Consider the following 17,717-nt stretch of genomic DNA (forward strand, 5'->3'; position numbering starts at 1 on the left):
GGGAGCTCACCTGACTTGTGGCCGCTTTGTCCCTTTTTTTTCTCGGTGAGGGACACCTGCTCCGCCATTCCCTCTTGGGGGGTGGGACCTGCCCATGCGGTGGCTGACTCGCCAAGGCTTCCGGTTGTCGCGATCAGCCGGCCGCGTCGGCTTTCTTCGGAGGCTCAAGGCGAACCCGGATCAGCCAGTTTCCCTGGGTGAAGGGCTGCGATGTATCGCCGGGGAGGCCGGTGAACGACGAAGAGTTGTCCCCATCCTTCTTCTTCTGCCCGTCGTGGCTGACATACACCCCTTTCGTCGCGGCGGGGTCGAACCCGACGCAGACGATGAATTTGGCGGGGACCTTGGTCGGCTTCAAGGCCATTCTGACCCAGTCCTCCGGGCCGCGTTTGAAGGTGGAGTAGGGGAATGGGAAGGCGGCGATCTGCTGGAAGTTTTCGTCGCAGAGGTAGACCGTGAAGTCCTCGTTCGGGGGTTTGGGATACCCGTACCGAGAGCCGTGGAGACGGATTGAGGTGAGCAACCAGCCATCGCCCGGGGCTTCGAACCGGACAGCATGACCGCTCCCGGCGATGCTCTTCTTGCCGGCCGGCTTGCCGTCGTCGTGCGTGAGTTCGCGGACTGTCTCCTTCGCCTTTTCCTTCTCCTTCTCGGCCGGCGCGAGGGCAGCGACGACCCGCGGTCCGAGGTCGATCTCTGCGCGGAGCGGACTGGCGGCCGGCGGCGGACCGGCGGCGCTACGGACCTGGGTGACGAGCCCCCCCGCAACGATGCCGGCCGAGAAGCAGGCAATCGCGGTCAGCTTGAGCGTATTCAGAGCCATGGTCTTGAGCACTCCTTCGGCAAGCGTGACAACCGACGCCGGAACCGAACCGGCCGCCAGCGTCCCTGGATTCGTTACAAACCGGACCGCGGCCCGAGCCGTAGTCTCGACGCAGGCCGCCGAAATGGCCTCCGGCGCGATCGGCAGGCCACTCGCAAGCGAAGTGATTTGCGGGGAGAGTCGCCGTCGCAGCCGTTGCCGCCCTTGCTCGAGCCGCCTCTGGACCGTCCTGACCGACCCTCGAAGCTGGTGCGCAGCCTGCTCGTGGGTCAGACCTTCGAGATCGCAGAGTACAATCACCGCACGGTACGCTTCGGGCAACCGCTCAAGTTCCTCGTACAGCCGATTGCAAGCTTCGGACTGACCTCGGTTCTCACTTACGGTCTGCGCGGCGAGTTCGGCCCCGCGACGCTCGCGCTCGCGACGGCGGGCCGCGTCGACCTTGGCTCGAGCCGCGACCCGGCAGGCGACCCCGAAGAGCCAACTCGCCACCGAGTCGCGGTTCCGAATCGCCTCGGCCCGCCGCGCCAGCACGAGGAAAACCGCCTGCGAAGCATCCTCGGCGTCGTGGGAATCGCGAAGGATCGCGCGGCAGACACGGAAGACCATCGCCCCGTGCCGCTCGACCAAGGCTCCGAACGCCGCCTCGGCCGAGGTATTACGGCGGGCGAGGAACCGGTCCAGCAACGCCCCGTCCGCCAACCCGCCGACCACCCCGCCGTCGCAGAGGGCGCGAAGCTGCTTCATGAGCAACGCGCCCGATGGCCCACTCGTCATCGTCTCGCAACCTCCCCGGCCCATCGTTCGCTTCCGGCAAGTAGTGCCGTACAGGAATTCCGATCCCGCCAAAATTATCCAGTAACCAAAGAAAACGAAGGACAAATTTTCCCTCCCTATTCTATTGATCTTGACATTAATCATGATTCGTAAAGTGTCGGTGGATCAACGATGAAATGTGAATCGCCTGTCTTGCTCCATCGCCTCGTTCAAAAATCTGTGCTAAGAGTGTTGTAGGCGGGGAACGCGCCAGGCTGTCCCAAGGCAGCCCCTAACGCGACGTCGCGTTTCACTGCACTCAGCCTCCTTGAGCGGAGCCAGACCGATGGCGATGGTGGGCAATTGTTGTGCGATTCGCGGTACTTTCTTCGATTTTGTCGATGACCCGTGGAAATACGAGGGACGCGAGCATGAGGCCGCCCGGTTCACTCGCGACGGCTTACTCGTCGTCAAAGACGGCCTGGTCGTAGATTTCGGCGACTTTGCGGAGGTCTCGCCCCGCCACCCAGGGCTTTCGATCACCCACATCAAAAATCGCCTGATACTCCCCGGCTTTATCGACGGGCATATCCATTTCCCCCAGGTCCGCGTTCTGGGCGCCTACGGCAGCCAATTGCTGGATTGGCTCCAAAATTGGATTTTCCCCGAAGAGCTCAAATATCGCGACCGCGACTACGCACGCGAAGCGGCCAAGCACTTCTTCGACGCCCTGCTCGCTGGCGGCACCACAACCTGCCAGGCGTTCACCACCAGCAGCCCGGTCTCGACTGAAGAGTTCTTTGACGAGGCAACCCGGCGTGAGATGCGCGTGATTTCGGGCCTGACCGGCATCGATCGGTTTGCTCCCGATGACTTCTGCATCACGCCCGACGACTTCCACAGCGAATCCGAGCGTCTGATCGAGCGTTACCATCGAAAAGGCCGAAACCTTTACGCGATCACACCGCGATTCGCCGTGGGCTGTACGTCCGAGATGATGGACCGCTGCCGGCAGTTGAAGCTGAAGTATCCCGACTGCTGGGTCAACACGCACATCTCGGAAAACCCGTCCGAAATCCGCACGGCGAGGGAGCACTTTCCGGATTGCGCGGACTACACCCACGTCCACGAAAAGCACGGACTCCTCGGGCCGAAATTCACCGCAGGTCACGCCGTCTGGCTCTCCAACGACGAGTTCCGCCGCTTCTCAAAGGCGGGCGCCTCGGTCTGCTTCTGCCCACTCTCGAACCTCTTCCTGGGGAGCGGCCTGTTCCGGCTCGGCCGGGCGACCGACCCCGAGCACCCCGTCCGCGTTTCCCTGGGCTGCGACATGGGGGGCGGCAACGCCTTCAGCATCATTCGCGTCCTGGAGGAAGCCTATAAGGTCGGCATGTGCAACAATACGATGCTCGACGGGTCGATCAACCCTCGCGAGCAAGACCTGGCGGAGGCGGAACGCAACAAGCTCGGACCTTATCGCGCGTTCTACCTGGCAACGCTCGGTGGCGCCCGCGCCCTCTACCTCGACGAGTTGCTGGGCAACTTCGACAAGGGCAAGGAGGCCGACTTCGTGGTCCTCGACTGGAATGCAGGCCAGACGGCCATGCGGTGGCACCAGTCGCTCATCACCCACAACGAGAGCCCCGAGAACATCGACCAGGCCGCCCAGCTCCTCTTCGGGGTCATGTCGGTCGGCGACGACCGCAACATCGACGAGACCTGGATCGCCGGCACGCGTGCTTACAAGAAGGCGGGCGTTTGACCGCAAACTAAACTCCTTCGGGCCGCCTTCACCGGAAGGCGGCCCGAGGCGTACGTCTCTTCGTTCGACTAATGAGGAACTCAAGCGTGGACGTGCGTCTCTCCCGAGCCTCCGCCGTGATTGTGCAACGGATCCCCACTGCCGACGTGGACTGGTTTCTCGGATGGCAGCGCGACGTTACCGAGGCCGCTGAGACCTTTCGCGGTTACTGCGGCACCGATGTCTTCCCACCGGCCGAAGGCCAGCGGGACGAGTGGGTGGTGCTGATCCATTTCGAAGACGATGCGTCACTCGACGAATGGCTGCAATCGCCAGCCCGAACCCAGTGGCTCGAGGCGCTCAAGACGAAGGTCGGGGCCTTCGACCTGAAGAAAGTGCAAGGTGGTTTCGGCCCCTGGTTCGCCGGGATGGGCCGCGATCCTGAAGCCGCGCCCCCCCCTTGGAAGATGGTCCTGACCGTCCTTCTCGGACTTTTCCCCACGGTGATGCTGCTGACGATCTTCGTCGGCCCCTACACGTCGCCGCTGGGGATGGCGGTGTCCATGCTGATCGGCAACGCCCTCAGCGTCTCCATCCTCCAATGGGGCGTCATGCCGATCCTGACCCGCGTGCTCAGCCCCTGGCTCCACGCCAATGGGGATCGAGAGAAGGTGGTGACCCTGGGCGGACTCGGCCTCGTTCTTCTCATGCTGGCCGTCCTGACCGTCCTGTTCCGACAGGTCATGGGATAATCAATCAGGCCAGGTCGGCCGTTAAAAAAAGCACCGATCAACCCACACGAGTTCGTCAAATGGCAACGTTGATTACCGGAGCCGAAGGCTTTCTGGGCGCCCAGCTTGCTCACCGGCTTCATGCCAACGGCCAGGAAGTGGTCGGGCTGGATATCACGGCGAGCTCAGCCCCACGCCCCTGGCCCGTTCTGATCGGCGACGTTACCGATCGCGCGTTCATTGAGGACCTGTTCGCGACGCACGAAATCACCAACGTGGTTCATTCCGGCGGTGTATCCGGTCCTCATATCTGCAACCAATTCCCCGCTCGCGTCTTCGAGGTCAACGTCCTCGGCACGCTGAACCTGTTCGAGGTCGCCCGGCTACGGGGGCTGCGGGGGCGAATCGTCTTCCTTTCTTCCAGTTCGGTCTACGGCCAAGCGGCCGAGAAGGTGTCGTGCGAAACGCCCGTCGTGGAAGGCCTACCGTTGCTGGCGAGCGAACCGTACGGCAGTTCCAAGGTCGCGTGCGAAGCAATGATCCGCGCGTATGTCGGCCAAGACAACCTGGATATCGTCGCCTTGCGAATCTCGATCGTTTACGGGGCGGGGAGGACGGCCTATTGCGGGATCACGGAGATGCTCAAGTCCGCACTCGAGGGCAAACCGATCGTTCTCGACCGGGACTGCGACATCCCGTTGCCCTGGGTGTATATCGATGACCTCTGCGCGGCCCTCCAGACCACCCTTGAGGCGCCGAGGGCGTCGATCGGAGAAGCGGACACCCTGGCCTATAACGTCAGTGGTCCAGGCTATCCAACGTTCCGGGAGATCGCCGGGATCGTGCAGGAGTTGGTGCCCGGAACTACCGTTCGGGAAGGGGATGCCCCCGATAAGTATGCGATGAACGCGCGGAAGATGTCCCTGACCGCCATCAAACGCGATCTGGGGTGGGAGCCGCGAGTCACCGTCCGCGACGGGGTCGCGGCGCTCCACAAAAGCCTCATCGCCAAGCCGACTTGAACGGCCCCTTGAGCGATACGGCCGACACTCAATCGCATGCCGTTTAGAAGAGAACGACAATGCGGAAGTTCACCGCGAGCGCGGCGGGAATGGATTCATTCTGCCCCGGGGTTGGAATGTACGTGAGGTTGGGCTGGAAGAAGCAACCATCGAAGAGCTTCATCTGATAATACCAGGACATCATGAGCTGGCTCGGGCTGAGATACACGGGTCCCTTAGGCGCGTGGGGGAAGAACAACCGGCCGGCGTTGGGGTCTGTATTCAGCCAGGTCCAGGCGAGACCGAACCCCATGGAGTCATCGAGGCGCCCGGGGACCAGGCCGTAACCCGTGAGGCCCGCGCCGAAGAACTGGCGGGCGTGCATCGTGTTGGAGTTGTTGGCCCCGAACTGGTAGAAGCCGCTGGCTCCGCTATTGTCACGACCGGGGCGGCGGAACCAGAGCCGCTGGGCACCGAAGAGGTACATGCCGTTCGCGCCATGGACCATGGAGTTGTCGAAGGCCTTGAGCATGCCGGTCTGGCCCCAGAAACCAATCCCGAAATTCCCCGGCTTGCGAAGAGCCCCGGCACGGTAGGCAAAGCCGGCTTCCCCGATGTGGAAGTAGTATCCGTTGAAATGAGGACCTTCGAGGCCGGTCTGCCGGCCCAAGGCGAGGTTCCCGTCGTAAACACCGTAAGAGAGGTAGGTGTTCTTCGTGGGAGCCACCGTGGTCGTGATCCCGGTGGCCGAATTGTAGTAACCGGGAATCTTCCCGAGCATCGTCGGATTCACGAAGATCGGCGTATAGATCAAGCTCGTAACCGCTGGGATCGTGGCGGCGGCGTCCTGAACCGGCACGGGCCGCACGACGTTGTTGAAGTCGTAAGTCGGAACCAGCTTGCCGACGCGGACGACCACCCGGTCGTCCCAGAGTGACTGGCGATACCAGAGCTGGTAGAGTTCCTGGCGCACCAGCGGAGGCACCACTTCGAGCGAATCGAACCCGGGGAAGGCCCCCGCAAGGCTGTTGGTCGGCTGGCCGCTGAACTGGAGGAACTGAGTGCCGAGCATGCCCCCTCGCCAGCCCCCGAGCTTCTCGGTATCGAAGCTGAGGTCGACGAGCGCGAGGCTGTTGAGGCCCCAATCTCCCGGATGCCGCCCGCCCGCGACCACTCCACCGGCATCGCCGACCCAGAGGCCCCCCAGGCGGATGCCCGTGTTGTCCAGGCCGAAGAATCGTCCCAGCGCCGCCGTGCCCGTCAAGATGTTGACGGCGGCCGGGTTACCGCTGATGGCCACGCTGCCTGCGCGCGCCTCGCCATCCACATTCGGCCCGTTGCCATCGTTCGGCCCGGCGTTTGCCCCCCCCGCCGCTCCACCGGGCAGGTCCGAGGGCAAGGGCGAAGGCGAGGGGGTGCCGAATCGTGGTGCCCGATCAACCCCGGGCACCACGCCTAGACCTACACCAGGCCCTGGCTCGGCGACTTCACCGGTCCGCGCAACGAGGGCGAGGGGCCCCTCGGGAGCGAGTCCTCGCGGCTCAGGTTCGCCAGAACCCAGGCCCGCAGCGATCAAGATCATCCACGATTTTAGCAAATCTCAACTCGAGGAATTAAAGGGTTCATTGGTAAAGACGACCAAAGAAAGAGGTTCCGCCTCACCGTATATGCTCGAGGATCATTCGCCATCGACGGCTGGTCACCATTCCAATATCGACTGCAAGGGTCGTCAGGGTTAAGCCGCCCCAGCGATGATTTTCGGGCGTCCGTCATTTTTCAACATCAGCTAAAACTACAACCATCGAACACAATCATTTTTCATCGCATCATGCACTTGCAAGGCAAGCTTCAGCCTGTTACTACCCTTGAGGAGAGGCCGTGAGCTCAAAGTATGGCTCGACCGGTCCGGCTGACATTCGGACATGGCCCCCACGGAAAGGCCAAGAATCTCCGAAGGTGACTCGCCCGCAAGAAGTGGGTACAATCACGGCGGTTTCGTCGCTCCCAAATGTAGAGAGTGCCAACGGTGGAATGGAGGCGACAGCCCACCGACGAGCCCACCCGCCCCGCTTCAGACTGACCGCCCCGCCCCGATCGGGACCCCCAATATGACCCGAACCGCAACCGCCCGGTGGTCGCCGGCCCTGGCCACGGTGCTGCTGACGCTCCCCCTCGTGTTTCACTCCCAGGCCCGGGGCGACGGCTTCGACCTCAACGTCCAGCCGCTGCTCCAGAAGCATTGCCTGCGCTGTCACGGCGATAAAAAGCCAAAGGGGGGCGTCAACCTCGCGAAGTTCGCAGACGAAGAAGCGCTCCGCAGTGATCCCGAGCTCTGGGTCAAGGTGCTCGACGCCCTGACCGAACGTTCCATGCCGCCGCCAGGCAACAAGGCAGGCCCCAACGAGGACGAGCGCCAGCGCGCCGCCACCTCGATTCAGGCCGTCCTCGACGCCATCGAAGGGGTCAGCGATCCCGGCCCCAGCGTCGTCCAGCGCCTGACCCGCCGGCAGTACAACAACACCGTCCGTGACCTCCTCGGAGTGAACGCCCGCCCTGCCCAGTCGTTCCCCGCCGACGGCGGTGGCGGCGGCGGGTTCGACAACAACGCCGCCACCCTCTTCGTCCCCCCGATCCTCCTCGAAAAATACCTAACCGCCGCCGCCGGCGTGCTCGCCGAGGCCGACCCCACGCGCTATCTGATCGCCCGCCCCGGCCCCGACCTCTCCAAAGAGCAAGCCGCCCGCCGCTGCGTGGCGACGTTCGCCCGCCGCGCGTTCCGCCGCCCGGTCAGTGACCTCGAAGTCGACCGTCTGCTCCGCCTCTTCCACCACGCCGACGCCCGCGGCGACAGCTTCGAAGACGCCGTCCGCCTCGCCTTGCGGGCAGCTCTGGTCTCGCCGAACTTCCTCTTCGTCGTCGAGCGCGACCGATCCGAGACCAACGCCCCTTACACCGTCTCCGACCACGAGTTGGCCTGCCGCCTCTCATACTTCCTCTGGTCGTCGATGCCCGACGATGCGCTCTCCGACCTGGCCGACGCCGGCAAGCTGCACGACCCGACAGTCCTTGAATCCCAGGTGCGGCGGATGCTCGCCGACCCGAAGTCGCGGGCCCTGGCGGAGGACTTCGCCGGCCAGTGGCTCCGCGTCGGCAACCTGGCCGAGCTTGCCGAGCCCGACAAAAGGCTCTTCCCCGAGTACACCCCCGAGCTCCGCGACGCGATGGCCGAGGAGGCCATTTCCTACTGCCACGCGATCCTCCGCGACGACCGCCCTGTCCTCGAACTGCTCGACTCCGACTACACGTACCTCAACGAACGCTTGGCCAAGCACTACGGCATCGAAGGGGTGACCGGCCCCGACTTCCGCCGGGTCGCGCTCAAGGATCGCAACCGAGGGGGCGTGCTCGGCATGGCCGCCGTGCTCACCCTCACTTCGTACCCGAGACGGACCAGCCCGGTGCTCCGCGGCAAGTGGGTGCTCGAGGAAATTCTCGGCACGCCCCCTCCTCCCCCGCCCCCGATGATCAAGGCGCTTCCGGCCGACGAGCATGTCAAGGACGGCATGACCTTCCGCCAGCGGCTCGAGCAGCACCGCAAGGACGTCAACTGTGCTTCGTGCCATGCCCGGCTCGACCCGCTCGGCTTCGGGCTCGAGAACTTCGACGTCCTCGGCCGCTGGCGCGAGAAAATCAACGAGGAGCCGATCGACGCCTCGGGCAAACTAACGACCGGCGAAGATTTCTCCGGCGCAGCCGCCTTGAAAGCGATCCTGGCCGAGTCAAAACGCGAGTTGTTCCTCCGCAACCTCGTCGAACGAATGCTCTCTTACGCCCTCCGGCGGGGCGTGGAATACTACGACATACCGACCGTCAAACAAGTCATGGCGGAGCTGCAAGCGAACGAGCACCGAGGGACGGCCTTGATCGTCGCGGTCGCCAAAAGCTTCCCGTTCCAGAACCGGCGCAACGAACCGCAAGGAGCGCAGTGATGAGTCTCAAAAACCGACCGATCACGCGACGAACGGTGCTTCGAGGTGCAGGTGCCATGGTCGGCCTCCCCTTGCTGGAGGCGATGCGCCCCATGTCGGGTGCCCTGGCCGCCCTGGCTCCCGTCACCGACGACAAGCCGCCGGTCCGGATGGCCTGCCTGTTCTGGCCCAACGGCTGCAACCCGAAGACCTGGACTCCCGCCAAGGAGGGTAAGAACGATGAGCTCTCCCCCATCCTCGAGCCCCTGGCCCGGCACAAGGACGACTTCCTCGTCCTCACCCGCCTGAGCAATCAAGGGACGTTCACCGGTGACGGCCATTACGTCAAGGACGCTGCCTGGCTGACCGGCACGACCATCCACCGCACAACGGGCGCCGACCTGAACGCGGGGGGCGTCTCGATGGACCAGCTCGCGGCCAAGCGGATCGGCGTGCAGACGCCGATCCCGTCGCTCGAGCTCGGCGTCGAGCCGGTGACCACAGGCGTCGACACCAACGTCGGCTACACCCGGCTCTACGGCTCGCACATCTCCTGGTCGAGCCCGACCACGCCGGTCGCCCGCGAGATCAACCCCTCGCTCGCCTTCGACCGCCTCTTCCGGTCCAACGCCGCCGGCCGCGCCGGGCATGACGACCTGAGCGTCCTCGACCTCGTCGCCGACGACACCAAAGCCCTCCGCGACCAAGTCGGCCAGCACGACCGCCGCAAGCTCGACGAGTACCTCGACTCGGTCCGCGCCATCGAGAAACGCATCACCTACGAAGCCAGCGACCGCCGCGCCCGCTACCGCGACGACCCGCAAGCGCGCAAGGACATCGAGACCCTCGGCGGCCGCGTCGACACGTACAAGCACGACCCCGGCCGGTTCCGCGAGCGGTCGATGAACCACACCGACCACGTCCGGCTCATGCTCGACATCCTGCTCCTCTCGCTCCAGACCGACTCCACCCGGATTGCCACCTTCATGTTCGGCAACTCGGTCAGCAACAAGAACTTCTCCTTCGTCGAGGGCGTCAAAGGGGGCCACCACGAGCTCTCCCACCACGAAAACGACCCCGACAAAATGGCCCAATACCAGCGGATCACCATTTGGCACCTCGAGCAGTGCGCCTACCTCCTCGACCGGATGAAGCAAATCCGCGAAGGCGAAGGCACCCTCCTCGACCACTCGATGGTCCTCTGCGGCTCCGCCCTCCGCGACGGCAACCAGCACGATCCCCACGACCTGCCCACCGTCCTCGCCGGCCGCGCAGGCGGCACGCTCTCCCCCGGCCGGCACATCGCCTACGCCAAGGACACGCCGCTCTGCAACCTCTACGTGTCGATGCTCGACCGGGTTGGAGCCCCTGTCGAACGGTTCGCGGACAGCACCGGGCCTCTGCCTGGGCTCGACAATCCGGATTACACTCCCGGGCCGGCCTGATGGCGCGATATCGGGTTCCCAGTAAAGTAAGTGGCCCGGACTTACGCTCGTCATAAGCTGAAAACAGAGGGGGGCCAAGCACCGGCCTGATGGTCGGCTTCTGGCCCCTTTTCCTGTTTTCTGGCGAATCCTGACCGTCCCAATCTCTCAAGGCGAAGTTGACGAACTCGCACACATCACTATTACAAGCTCATTAATTCATTCTGGCAAGTGATCCGTAGAGTTCAGGGCGTCGGAAGCGGTAGAGGTACTCCGGCTCCGCCCTCGCCTGGCGGAGCGACTCCGCCGAAAGGTCGACGACCAACATGCCCGGCTCTCCCGTGGCCGCACTCCAATCCCCGAGAATCTGGCCACGAGGGTCGATGGCCATCCCACCGCCCGGGAAAAACTGACTGACCGACGCACAGGTCACCGTCCCCACATAATTACAGGCAATGCCGTAGACACCGTTCTCCACACACCTGGACCTGAGCGCGAGTCCTGCCCAGTCGGCCCAGCCCTGCGGTGTCACAGGGGGTGGGTCGGAGGCAAACGGGAAGAGGACGATCTCGACATTCTTGACCGCGAGCAGGCGGGTCGATTCAGGCATCAGAACGTCGAAACAGATATTCGCACCGATCCGACCCAGCGGGGTCTCAACCACGTCGGGCACGCCGCCGCCACTATAGAACGGCATCTCATACATCGGGACGTGCATCTTCCGCCAGTACCCAAGCAGGCCGGTCCGATCGACCAGGACCTGGGTATTGTGGAGCACGTTTCCGGCATCTTCCAACAGGCCGGCGGAGATCAGCACGTCATGCTCGGCGGCGACCTGCGAGAGCTGGCGCACAGCCCGGCCGTCGAGGCCTTCCGCAGTCTTCCGGCCGAACTGGAGCGCCTCGCGAAGCCATGCGTCGTGGTTCTGGGTGGGATGATTCGGGAGGAAGCCCGAGAGGGACAGCTCCTGGAAAAGGACCAACTGGGCGCCGGACGAGGCCGCCTTCCTGGTCCAGGCGGAGATCTTGTCGAAATTCTCCGCGACACAGCCGGGCTGGGTGTCGACGGCGACTGCGGCAATCCGCACGTTGTTGAGCATGCCAGGGTCTCAGAAGAGTGAACGATCGGCGAGCCGGCCCCCTTCGACCGTCATCACTGGCCATTCTATCGTCGAGCTACGGCCTCGGACATCGATGGACTCCCCTGACCAGCGCGAACAGTGACCGATTCTGGTGGACGAATCCACCAGAGAGTGCTTGTCCTGCACGTGGACGGCCGGCTCGGCGAGTCCAAGGTGAGGCGGATTCTGGGGCGGGTCGTCGGTCGCCACAGCGTCCCGAACATGATCCGTAGCGACAACGGCTCGGAGTTCGTCTGCAAGGTCCTGGCCGATTATCTGTCAAGTACTCCCATTTCCTCTGGACCAAAGAAAGGGGAGCAGACCAGGTCTGGCCACCTCGTTTCCGGGAATCGCAGGCGACCGAGGATCGGGTCGATGTTTTTGAAGTGCACGTCCGAGTCTCGAGCCACCGGGGCCCATCCCAAACAGCGCATGCCGGATGATCACTTCGACGTGATCTCGAGGCTGCTGGGCAAAGCGTCGAACGGCACCTGTCGCAAGTCGGGCAGCGTGTTGTCGTGAACCAGGGCCCCTTGGCGTCCGACGAAGAAGTCGGCATCGTCGGCCACATCGAGGTTGAAGACGGGCTGGACCTCCGAGGTCTCGATGGATTTGACCCGAACGAGGCCGCCGAATGTGCGAACCTTGTCGCCCGCCGCCAGGTCACGCGCCATGACCCACCCTTGGCCCGCCTTCCAGAAGCGGTGAAAGTCGCTGCTGACGACGGTCTCGTCGCCCAGGGCGATGCGGTGGGTAGGGCTCGGTGGATTCCGATGGACGACGAGGATCGGCTGGTAACCAAGTGCTCCTGTTTTCAGATTCTGGGCAAGCACTTGGTCTCCCTCGCTGAGCGATTCAATCGGCTGGATGCCGGAGAGAGTATGAACCGGAGTGCCGGCGCCGAAGCAACTAACCCGCCGGACGTACCCGTTGCTATTATCCTCAAACCCAGCGACGGGTGGGAGCGGGCTGGTCACCACCTCAACGAACGTAGGCTTGGGTTGCTCGTACCGTGGTTTCTGGGCATAGCCGAGTTGGTCGATCCACCATCCCTGCCAGACGCTTGGATCAGCAGCGAGATCCTGGCCGGTGGCCTCGTTCAAGAGCCCGGCGATCCGGCCGTTCTGTTCGCGAGTCTCAGCGTTGGACCGTTCGAGAGTGGCGGCATCCGACTCGAGCTGCTGCTGGAGCGAAACAGCGGCGTTCTGGGTCTCAAGAATGGCCTGACCGATCAGAATGGTGCTTCCCGATCGATTGACCCCATTAACAGCAAACCCCAGGGCGGCTATCATTCTTGACCGGTCTAAAGGATTCTCCTGGTTCTGGACGCTGGCGGCGGAAAGGGTTGAAGCCGCGTAAGCGGGATCCCTCGTCAGTTTCTGAATCACGTCGACTTGGGATGAAGTCCTACCGGCGCTCCTGGCGATCTCCCCGACGGCGACGTAACCGTAAGGCCCTGTCGGCACGACGTATCCCGAGGATCCCATACCGCGAACGATCATCGGCAAGCCGTTCGTGTCGTAGGTCACGAGATCGATCGACATTGGATCGAACGTGTTCAGGCGGGGCATCGGGGGTGGAACGTACTGCCTTTGGATGTTATTGCGTTCTCCCGCAATGAACAAGGTCCCTGGCATGCCTGGCCCCCCCACCGCCTGCATCTTATATTGGATCGGATCGCGCAAAAATCCAATCAGAATGTCTGCATATTCGCGTGGGTCGCGCCGTTTGAGGGTCTCGGTCGCCGTCCGGCGCACCTCGGCCGAGTCACTGAAGCCGGCCAGCATTGCCAGGGATCGCGAACCCCCGGATGCGTCGATATGCCCCAAGACTCGCACGGCCACCGCTTGCTGCGCGGCGTTACCAGTGGCGAAGACGGCCCAGAGTGCTGGCACGGCGTAGGGATCGGTGATTTCGGCGAGGGCCGTCTCGGCCTCGGCCCGCCGCTTGACACTCTTGCTGCCAAGCCCGTCACGCCACTTCTCCAGCAGCGGATTCCAGTAGCGGTCGGCCTGCTTCTGGCGATCGGCCCCGGCCTTCTCCTCGACAAGCCGGGCTTCGGTGACCCAGCGATGCCCCTGCTTCTTGAACCCGAGGCGTCTCCAGGCGGCATCCCGCTTCGGATCGTGCTTGACAACCGCCGTGAAATGGGCGACGGCCTCGGCCTTCAGGCCGTGTGCCTCGCACCAGAGGGCGAGGCTCCACTGCGCATCGGAGTCGTCCTTGGTCTTAGCCCTACGGTCTCGATACTCGGCGAGCAGGACGTCGCTCTTCACTCTTTCGCCGATCGACTCGGGTCGCTGCCATCGTCCGCGGTATTCGACCAGCCCCATCAGTCCTCGCGCCATGGAGTGCCGCGGGTTAGCGATAACTGCAATGGCGAGGTGCTTGAGCCGCTCGGCCTGAAGCCCGTGAGTCTCGCACCAGAGCGCAAGCCTGACGTGGGCGTCGGGATCCCGACCGACGTTGGCCCGGGCGGCCTCATAAGTGTCGATGTCGGATGCCCTTGCCTCTTGATCGGAAGCAACAGTCAGAAGCAAGATGGAGCCGAAGAAAACGGGCCCAAGCATCATGACGCCTCCAAAAGCGAGAGAAGACGGACTTAGCCAAGATCAATCCTAGCACGCATGCAATGTCTGTCAAGAGGAATGAATTTGCGACATCAAGATCAATGCTGTTCAAGGAAAAAAATAAGAAAAAATTATTAAAACATCTTAATATTCAGATTATAAAAAATTAGCTAGCCATTATATTTCACAAAGAATATTTTTACATTCAATTTTGTGCATTTGTAAAATCAAGCATCCGACAGACAGCGAACGCCGCCGGAGACGATCCGTGAGGCCAGTGGCTCGTCGCTCCGCAACGCATCGAGACGATCCGGCACGGAGGATGCGGCCTACGATCTCGAAACGGCACGAGGTCGCCCCCAGATCGATCGGAATCACGCATGAGGCTTGTCACAGGCCTTCTCTGGAAAGGTCCTCGTGAGTATCCTGTCTGGTGGCCGAACGGAAAACCCAAAACCTCGGGCAGCAGCCTGAAGAATCCGGCCGGTAACATGGAAGGGGAGCGACGCCTTCAAGGTTCCCTCGGCAAAGCAAAGGGTCGGTGAACCTTCGCTGGATGTTGGCGACCTCCCCCCTTGGGATAGCGACCTGTCCCTTGGATTGTGGTTGAGTGGATAGCCAGCCTAACGAGGTGGTTGAGTGCTTCATCGATCTTTCCTCGGCATGATCGGATTGTTGTCCCTTCTGACTCTCAATCCCTCTCCCCTGCTGGGGGACGACCAGCCTCGTGCGGCGAGCGGCACCCTCGACGACCCGATTGTGGATAGTGCCATGACGAGGGCGGAGGCCCTCGCTGGGCTTGATCCTGGCTGCCCGGAGGAAATCCGTGATCGGCAAGTCGTCATCGACTTGCACTATTTCTCATTCGACCAAAAAATCCATCGCGGTCAGTTGGTCGTCGACCGCGACCTCGAGCAAGATGTCCGCCCTGCTTTCCAGGTGATGCTCGAATCGAAGTTCCCGCTCCAGTCGGTCATACCTGTGTCCGATCCGCGGTTCAGGAAGGACGGACGCTGGAGTGACGACCTGTCGATGGCCGCCAACAATACGTCGGCGTTCAACTACCGACCGATTGCGGGCACGGTGCGCCTGTCGAATCACGCGTCGGGGCGGGCGATCGATATCAACCCCCGGCAGAACCCCTATATCAAAGGCCAGGTCGTTCAACCCCCCGGCGCGAAGTACGAACCGAACGTAGAGGGCACCCTCACCAAGGAACATCCGGTCGTCAAGGCCTTCCTCAAGATGGGATGGGAGTGGGGAGGACACTGGAAGACGACTCGGGATTATCAGCATCTGGAAAAGCCCAACCGTCCTGTCAAAACATCAACGCATGTCCTGCAAGTCGGCGAAACAAAGGTCAACGTTTCCGTGTCGGAGGCCCGAGGTTCGTCCCTGCTCTACGTCAACCTTCATGACGACGAAGACACGTCAGCCCAAGCGGGCTTGGAGGTACTCCGCCGCACGGGCGGCCGGCTCATCGAGTTGCGCCACAGCGGCCTGCGCGACGTCAGGTTCGCGCTCGGAGGCCAAACTTATCGATTCGACCCGAATCGGATCTTCACCCGCCGAGGCATCGAACAGTCTTTGGCAAAGCTCTCACAGCGCAATGACGAGGCCGAACGGGCCGTGGCGCAGTTCGCTGAGGATTTGCTAAAGCTCTACCAGATTGACCGGGCGGATGCGGTCATTGCCCTGCACAACAACGGGGGACGGAGTTATTCGGTGCGAAGCTACATGGCAGGTCAAGACCTAGCCGGCGACGCCGAGGAGGTCTTCATCGCCCCCGCTCGGGACCCCAGTGACTTCGACTTCGTAACGGAACGCCCGGTCTTCGAGGCGCTGCGAGGTCGCGGGCATAACGTCGTGCTTCAGGACAACCGTCGCGTCACCGACGATGGTTCCTTGTCGGTCTACTGCGGCCGGGCGAAAAAGCGGTATATCAATGTTGAGGCAAAGCACGGGCACCTGAGCGAGCAGGTCAAGATGCTCCACGAACTCGGCGACGTCCTCCGAGAACTCGGCCATACACGACCCCAGTGAAGCCCCTTTGGCGGAAAAACCAGCGAATGCAAAAAAAAGGGGGGGGGGTGGCAATCCACCGCCTTCCAAATGACGAATGCCCCCCATTTCAACCCACCCTCCGTCAGTACAAGTTGTCGTCGATAATTTCACCGCCAGCTCGGGTCGAAAGCGCTTGCCAAATCCCAAGGCGAGCGCCCGGGGTAACCTCCGCCAAACATTGGAATGGATTGGTGCTAATCAGCGTGGCGCGATAGTTCAGGAGATAAGACATCCCTAGTGGTGCCCAACTATCGATCGTGTTGTTGACAAACCGTACGGATCCATCCGCAAACGAGCAATTCAGACCGCCGGGGTGAAGGCTCGAGGCCTGGGCCATCGCGAGTTTCGGCCGATTGGAGGGACTCGGCGGGAACAGTGAATAAATCAGCGTATTGATCACATCGCCGCAATTCCATCGGCTTGGACATCCGCTAAGACCGTTCGTGGTGGAAGCTTTTTCGCTGAACAACAACGTGTGGCTGGTTCCATCACTGATTTCCATCAGGCGCGTGCTGCCCATCGGAAAAATGACGCCTGTATGGTACTTCATGTACTGGTCGAAACCAGGAACGACTGTGTCCGACGTGCCAGGGACGATGCCGAAGTTCATCATACTCGCGGAAAGATCCAGGATTCCCACGACGGCTCCGTAGCTCGCGAACTGTTGCTGCCAACGGCCTGGAGGCAGGCTGATATCCTCGACCAGGGGGGTGCTCAAGGGGAGTTCCATTGGCATGGAGACGTTGAAATCACTTGGACACATCAGCGTGGAAAGCCCGACGCCCGCGATCGTGAGATTCGAGAGATCCCAACTCGTCATGCTGAAGTTCACGGCGTCAAACACCGGCTGTTGCTCCATCTGCGACAGAAGCCGGACAAAGACGCTGAAATCGGCAGGAAAAGGACACGCTCCGTTCAACGATGCACGTCCCAGGTGCGCTGGCGGGAAGACATTACTTTGGCTTTCGTAATTGATAACGGCCAGACCGATCTGTTTCAGATTATTGGCGCACACGGCTCGCCTGGCGGCATGGCGGGCCGAGATCACCGCAGGGAGCAGCAGAGCCATCAGCGCCCCGATGATGCCGATGACGACGAGCAATTCGATCAGCGTCACACCCCGACGTCGTTGATCAATCCTTGTTGTCATGAGTCGATCCTTCCCTGGAGCAAGTCGAGGATGCGCCTGCGCAATTCCTGAATTACCGAGGAAGCCTGGTCTCGACCAAGCCATGGCGTCGCTGTCAGAAGAGGCCGCCAATCGAAGCGATCAGCGGGCGGCGCCGATTCGACAAAAAAGGCCGGGCCACCGACAGGTTGGAAGCGAGATAGGGCCAGTCTCAACTCTCAACCTAGAATTCTCCACTCTAAACAAATCCCGATTTTATCGCTGTTGTGATTCGCGCCTAGCCCGATTTGATAGGCCCCCAACGACGAGGAAACATCACTTCCCATTTTCACGACGATGGGGACACCCGATCTGTCCTCAACCTTGCCCCGCCTCTGAGCAACGAAGTCC

Annotated in this window: 11 protein-coding genes; 6 read left to right on the forward strand and 5 right to left on the reverse strand. The window is 62.3% G+C overall.

The genetic code is table 11. The features are described from left to right. Positions 1-133: 133 nt before the first annotated feature. On the reverse strand, positions 134-1,600 hold the full coding sequence (locus SINAC_RS37760) for an RNA polymerase sigma factor (protein ID WP_015243703.1): 1,467 nt from the start codon (positions 1,598-1,600) through the stop codon (positions 134-136). Positions 1,601-1,925: 325 nt separating this feature from the next. On the opposite strand from SINAC_RS37760, the gene guaD reads away from it, so the two are divergent. The 3 genes from guaD to SINAC_RS00295 all read left to right on the forward strand — a co-directional run bounded on the left by guaD (position 1,926) and on the right by SINAC_RS00295 (position 5,073). Next, entirely contained in the window at positions 1,926-3,341 is a 1,416-nt protein-coding gene (gene guaD, locus SINAC_RS00285) for a guanine deaminase (protein WP_015243704.1), read from the forward strand. 86 nt (positions 3,342-3,427) lie between these two features. After that, positions 3,428-4,072, forward strand: coding sequence for an antibiotic biosynthesis monooxygenase (locus SINAC_RS00290; protein ID WP_015243705.1), 645 nt, complete (start codon positions 3,428-3,430; stop codon positions 4,070-4,072). Positions 4,073-4,131: 59 nt separating this feature from the next. Then, the gene (locus tag SINAC_RS00295) at positions 4,132-5,073 is read left to right on the forward strand and encodes an NAD-dependent epimerase/dehydratase family protein (RefSeq protein WP_015243706.1); all 942 of its coding nucleotides are present in this window, start codon (positions 4,132-4,134) and stop codon (positions 5,071-5,073) included. Between the two features lie 43 nt (positions 5,074-5,116). Here SINAC_RS00295 and SINAC_RS00300 read toward each other — a convergent pair whose 3' ends face one another. Next, positions 5,117-6,634: a carbohydrate porin gene (locus SINAC_RS00300; RefSeq protein ID WP_015243707.1), complete on the reverse strand. Its 1,518-nt coding sequence runs from the start codon at positions 6,632-6,634 to the stop codon at positions 5,117-5,119. A gap of 526 nt (positions 6,635-7,160) precedes the next feature. On the opposite strand from SINAC_RS00300, the gene SINAC_RS00305 reads away from it, so the two are divergent. Continuing rightward, the gene (locus SINAC_RS00305) at positions 7,161-9,041 is read left to right on the forward strand and encodes a DUF1592 domain-containing protein (RefSeq protein ID WP_015243708.1); all 1,881 of its coding nucleotides are present in this window, start codon (positions 7,161-7,163) and stop codon (positions 9,039-9,041) included. After that, positions 9,041-10,465: a DUF1552 domain-containing protein gene (locus tag SINAC_RS00310; protein ID WP_015243709.1), complete on the forward strand. Its 1,425-nt coding sequence runs from the start codon at positions 9,041-9,043 to the stop codon at positions 10,463-10,465. The genes SINAC_RS00305 and SINAC_RS00310 overlap by 1 nt, the downstream gene beginning before the upstream one ends. Positions 10,466-10,658: 193 nt before the next feature. Here SINAC_RS00310 and SINAC_RS00315 read toward each other — a convergent pair whose 3' ends face one another. Next, positions 10,659-11,543 carry a carbon-nitrogen hydrolase family protein gene (locus SINAC_RS00315; protein ID WP_015243710.1) on the reverse strand — a complete coding sequence of 295 codons (885 nt, stop codon included), beginning with the start codon at positions 11,541-11,543 and terminating at the stop codon, positions 10,659-10,661. Between the two features lie 464 nt (positions 11,544-12,007). After that, positions 12,008-14,137, reverse strand: coding sequence for a polymorphic toxin-type HINT domain-containing protein (locus SINAC_RS00325; protein WP_020467107.1), 2,130 nt, complete (start codon positions 14,135-14,137; stop codon positions 12,008-12,010). A gap of 636 nt (positions 14,138-14,773) precedes the next feature. Between SINAC_RS00325 and SINAC_RS00330 the strand changes: the two genes are divergently transcribed. Further along, a complete protein-coding gene (locus SINAC_RS00330; protein WP_015243712.1) occupies positions 14,774-16,177 on the forward strand; it encodes a M15 family metallopeptidase in 1,404 nt (467 codons plus the stop codon). Positions 16,178-16,280: 103 nt separating this feature from the next. Here SINAC_RS00330 and SINAC_RS00335 read toward each other — a convergent pair whose 3' ends face one another. Next, the gene (locus tag SINAC_RS00335; protein WP_015243713.1) at positions 16,281-17,348 is read right to left on the reverse strand and encodes a DUF1559 domain-containing protein; all 1,068 of its coding nucleotides are present in this window, start codon (positions 17,346-17,348) and stop codon (positions 16,281-16,283) included. Between the last annotated feature and the right edge of the window lie 369 nt (positions 17,349-17,717).

This window comes from Singulisphaera acidiphila DSM 18658, from assembly GCF_000242455.2.
Lineage (GTDB): Bacteria > Planctomycetota > Planctomycetia > Isosphaerales > Isosphaeraceae > Singulisphaera > Singulisphaera acidiphila.

What these genes read in the sequence shown, in the direction of transcription:
- SINAC_RS37760 (WP_015243703.1), bottom strand. Translation starts at nt 1,600, where the DNA reads ATGACGAGTGGGCCATCGGGCGCGTTGCTCATGAAGCAGCTTCGCGCC.
- guaD (WP_015243704.1), top strand. Translation starts at nt 1,926, where the DNA reads ATGGCGATGGTGGGCAATTGTTGTGCGATTCGCGGTACTTTCTTCGAT.
- SINAC_RS00295 (WP_015243706.1), top strand. Translation starts at nt 4,132, where the DNA reads ATGGCAACGTTGATTACCGGAGCCGAAGGCTTTCTGGGCGCCCAGCTT.
- SINAC_RS00300 (WP_015243707.1), bottom strand. Translation starts at nt 6,634, where the DNA reads ATGATCTTGATCGCTGCGGGCCTGGGTTCTGGCGAACCTGAGCCGCGA.
- SINAC_RS00305 (WP_015243708.1), top strand. Translation starts at nt 7,161, where the DNA reads ATGACCCGAACCGCAACCGCCCGGTGGTCGCCGGCCCTGGCCACGGTG.
- SINAC_RS00310 (WP_015243709.1), top strand. Translation starts at nt 9,041, where the DNA reads ATGAGTCTCAAAAACCGACCGATCACGCGACGAACGGTGCTTCGAGGT.
- SINAC_RS00315 (WP_015243710.1), bottom strand. Translation starts at nt 11,543, where the DNA reads ATGCTCAACAACGTGCGGATTGCCGCAGTCGCCGTCGACACCCAGCCC.
- SINAC_RS00325 (WP_020467107.1), bottom strand. Translation starts at nt 14,137, where the DNA reads ATGATGCTTGGGCCCGTTTTCTTCGGCTCCATCTTGCTTCTGACTGTT.
- SINAC_RS00335 (WP_015243713.1), bottom strand. Translation starts at nt 17,348, where the DNA reads ATGACAACAAGGATTGATCAACGACGTCGGGGTGTGACGCTGATCGAA.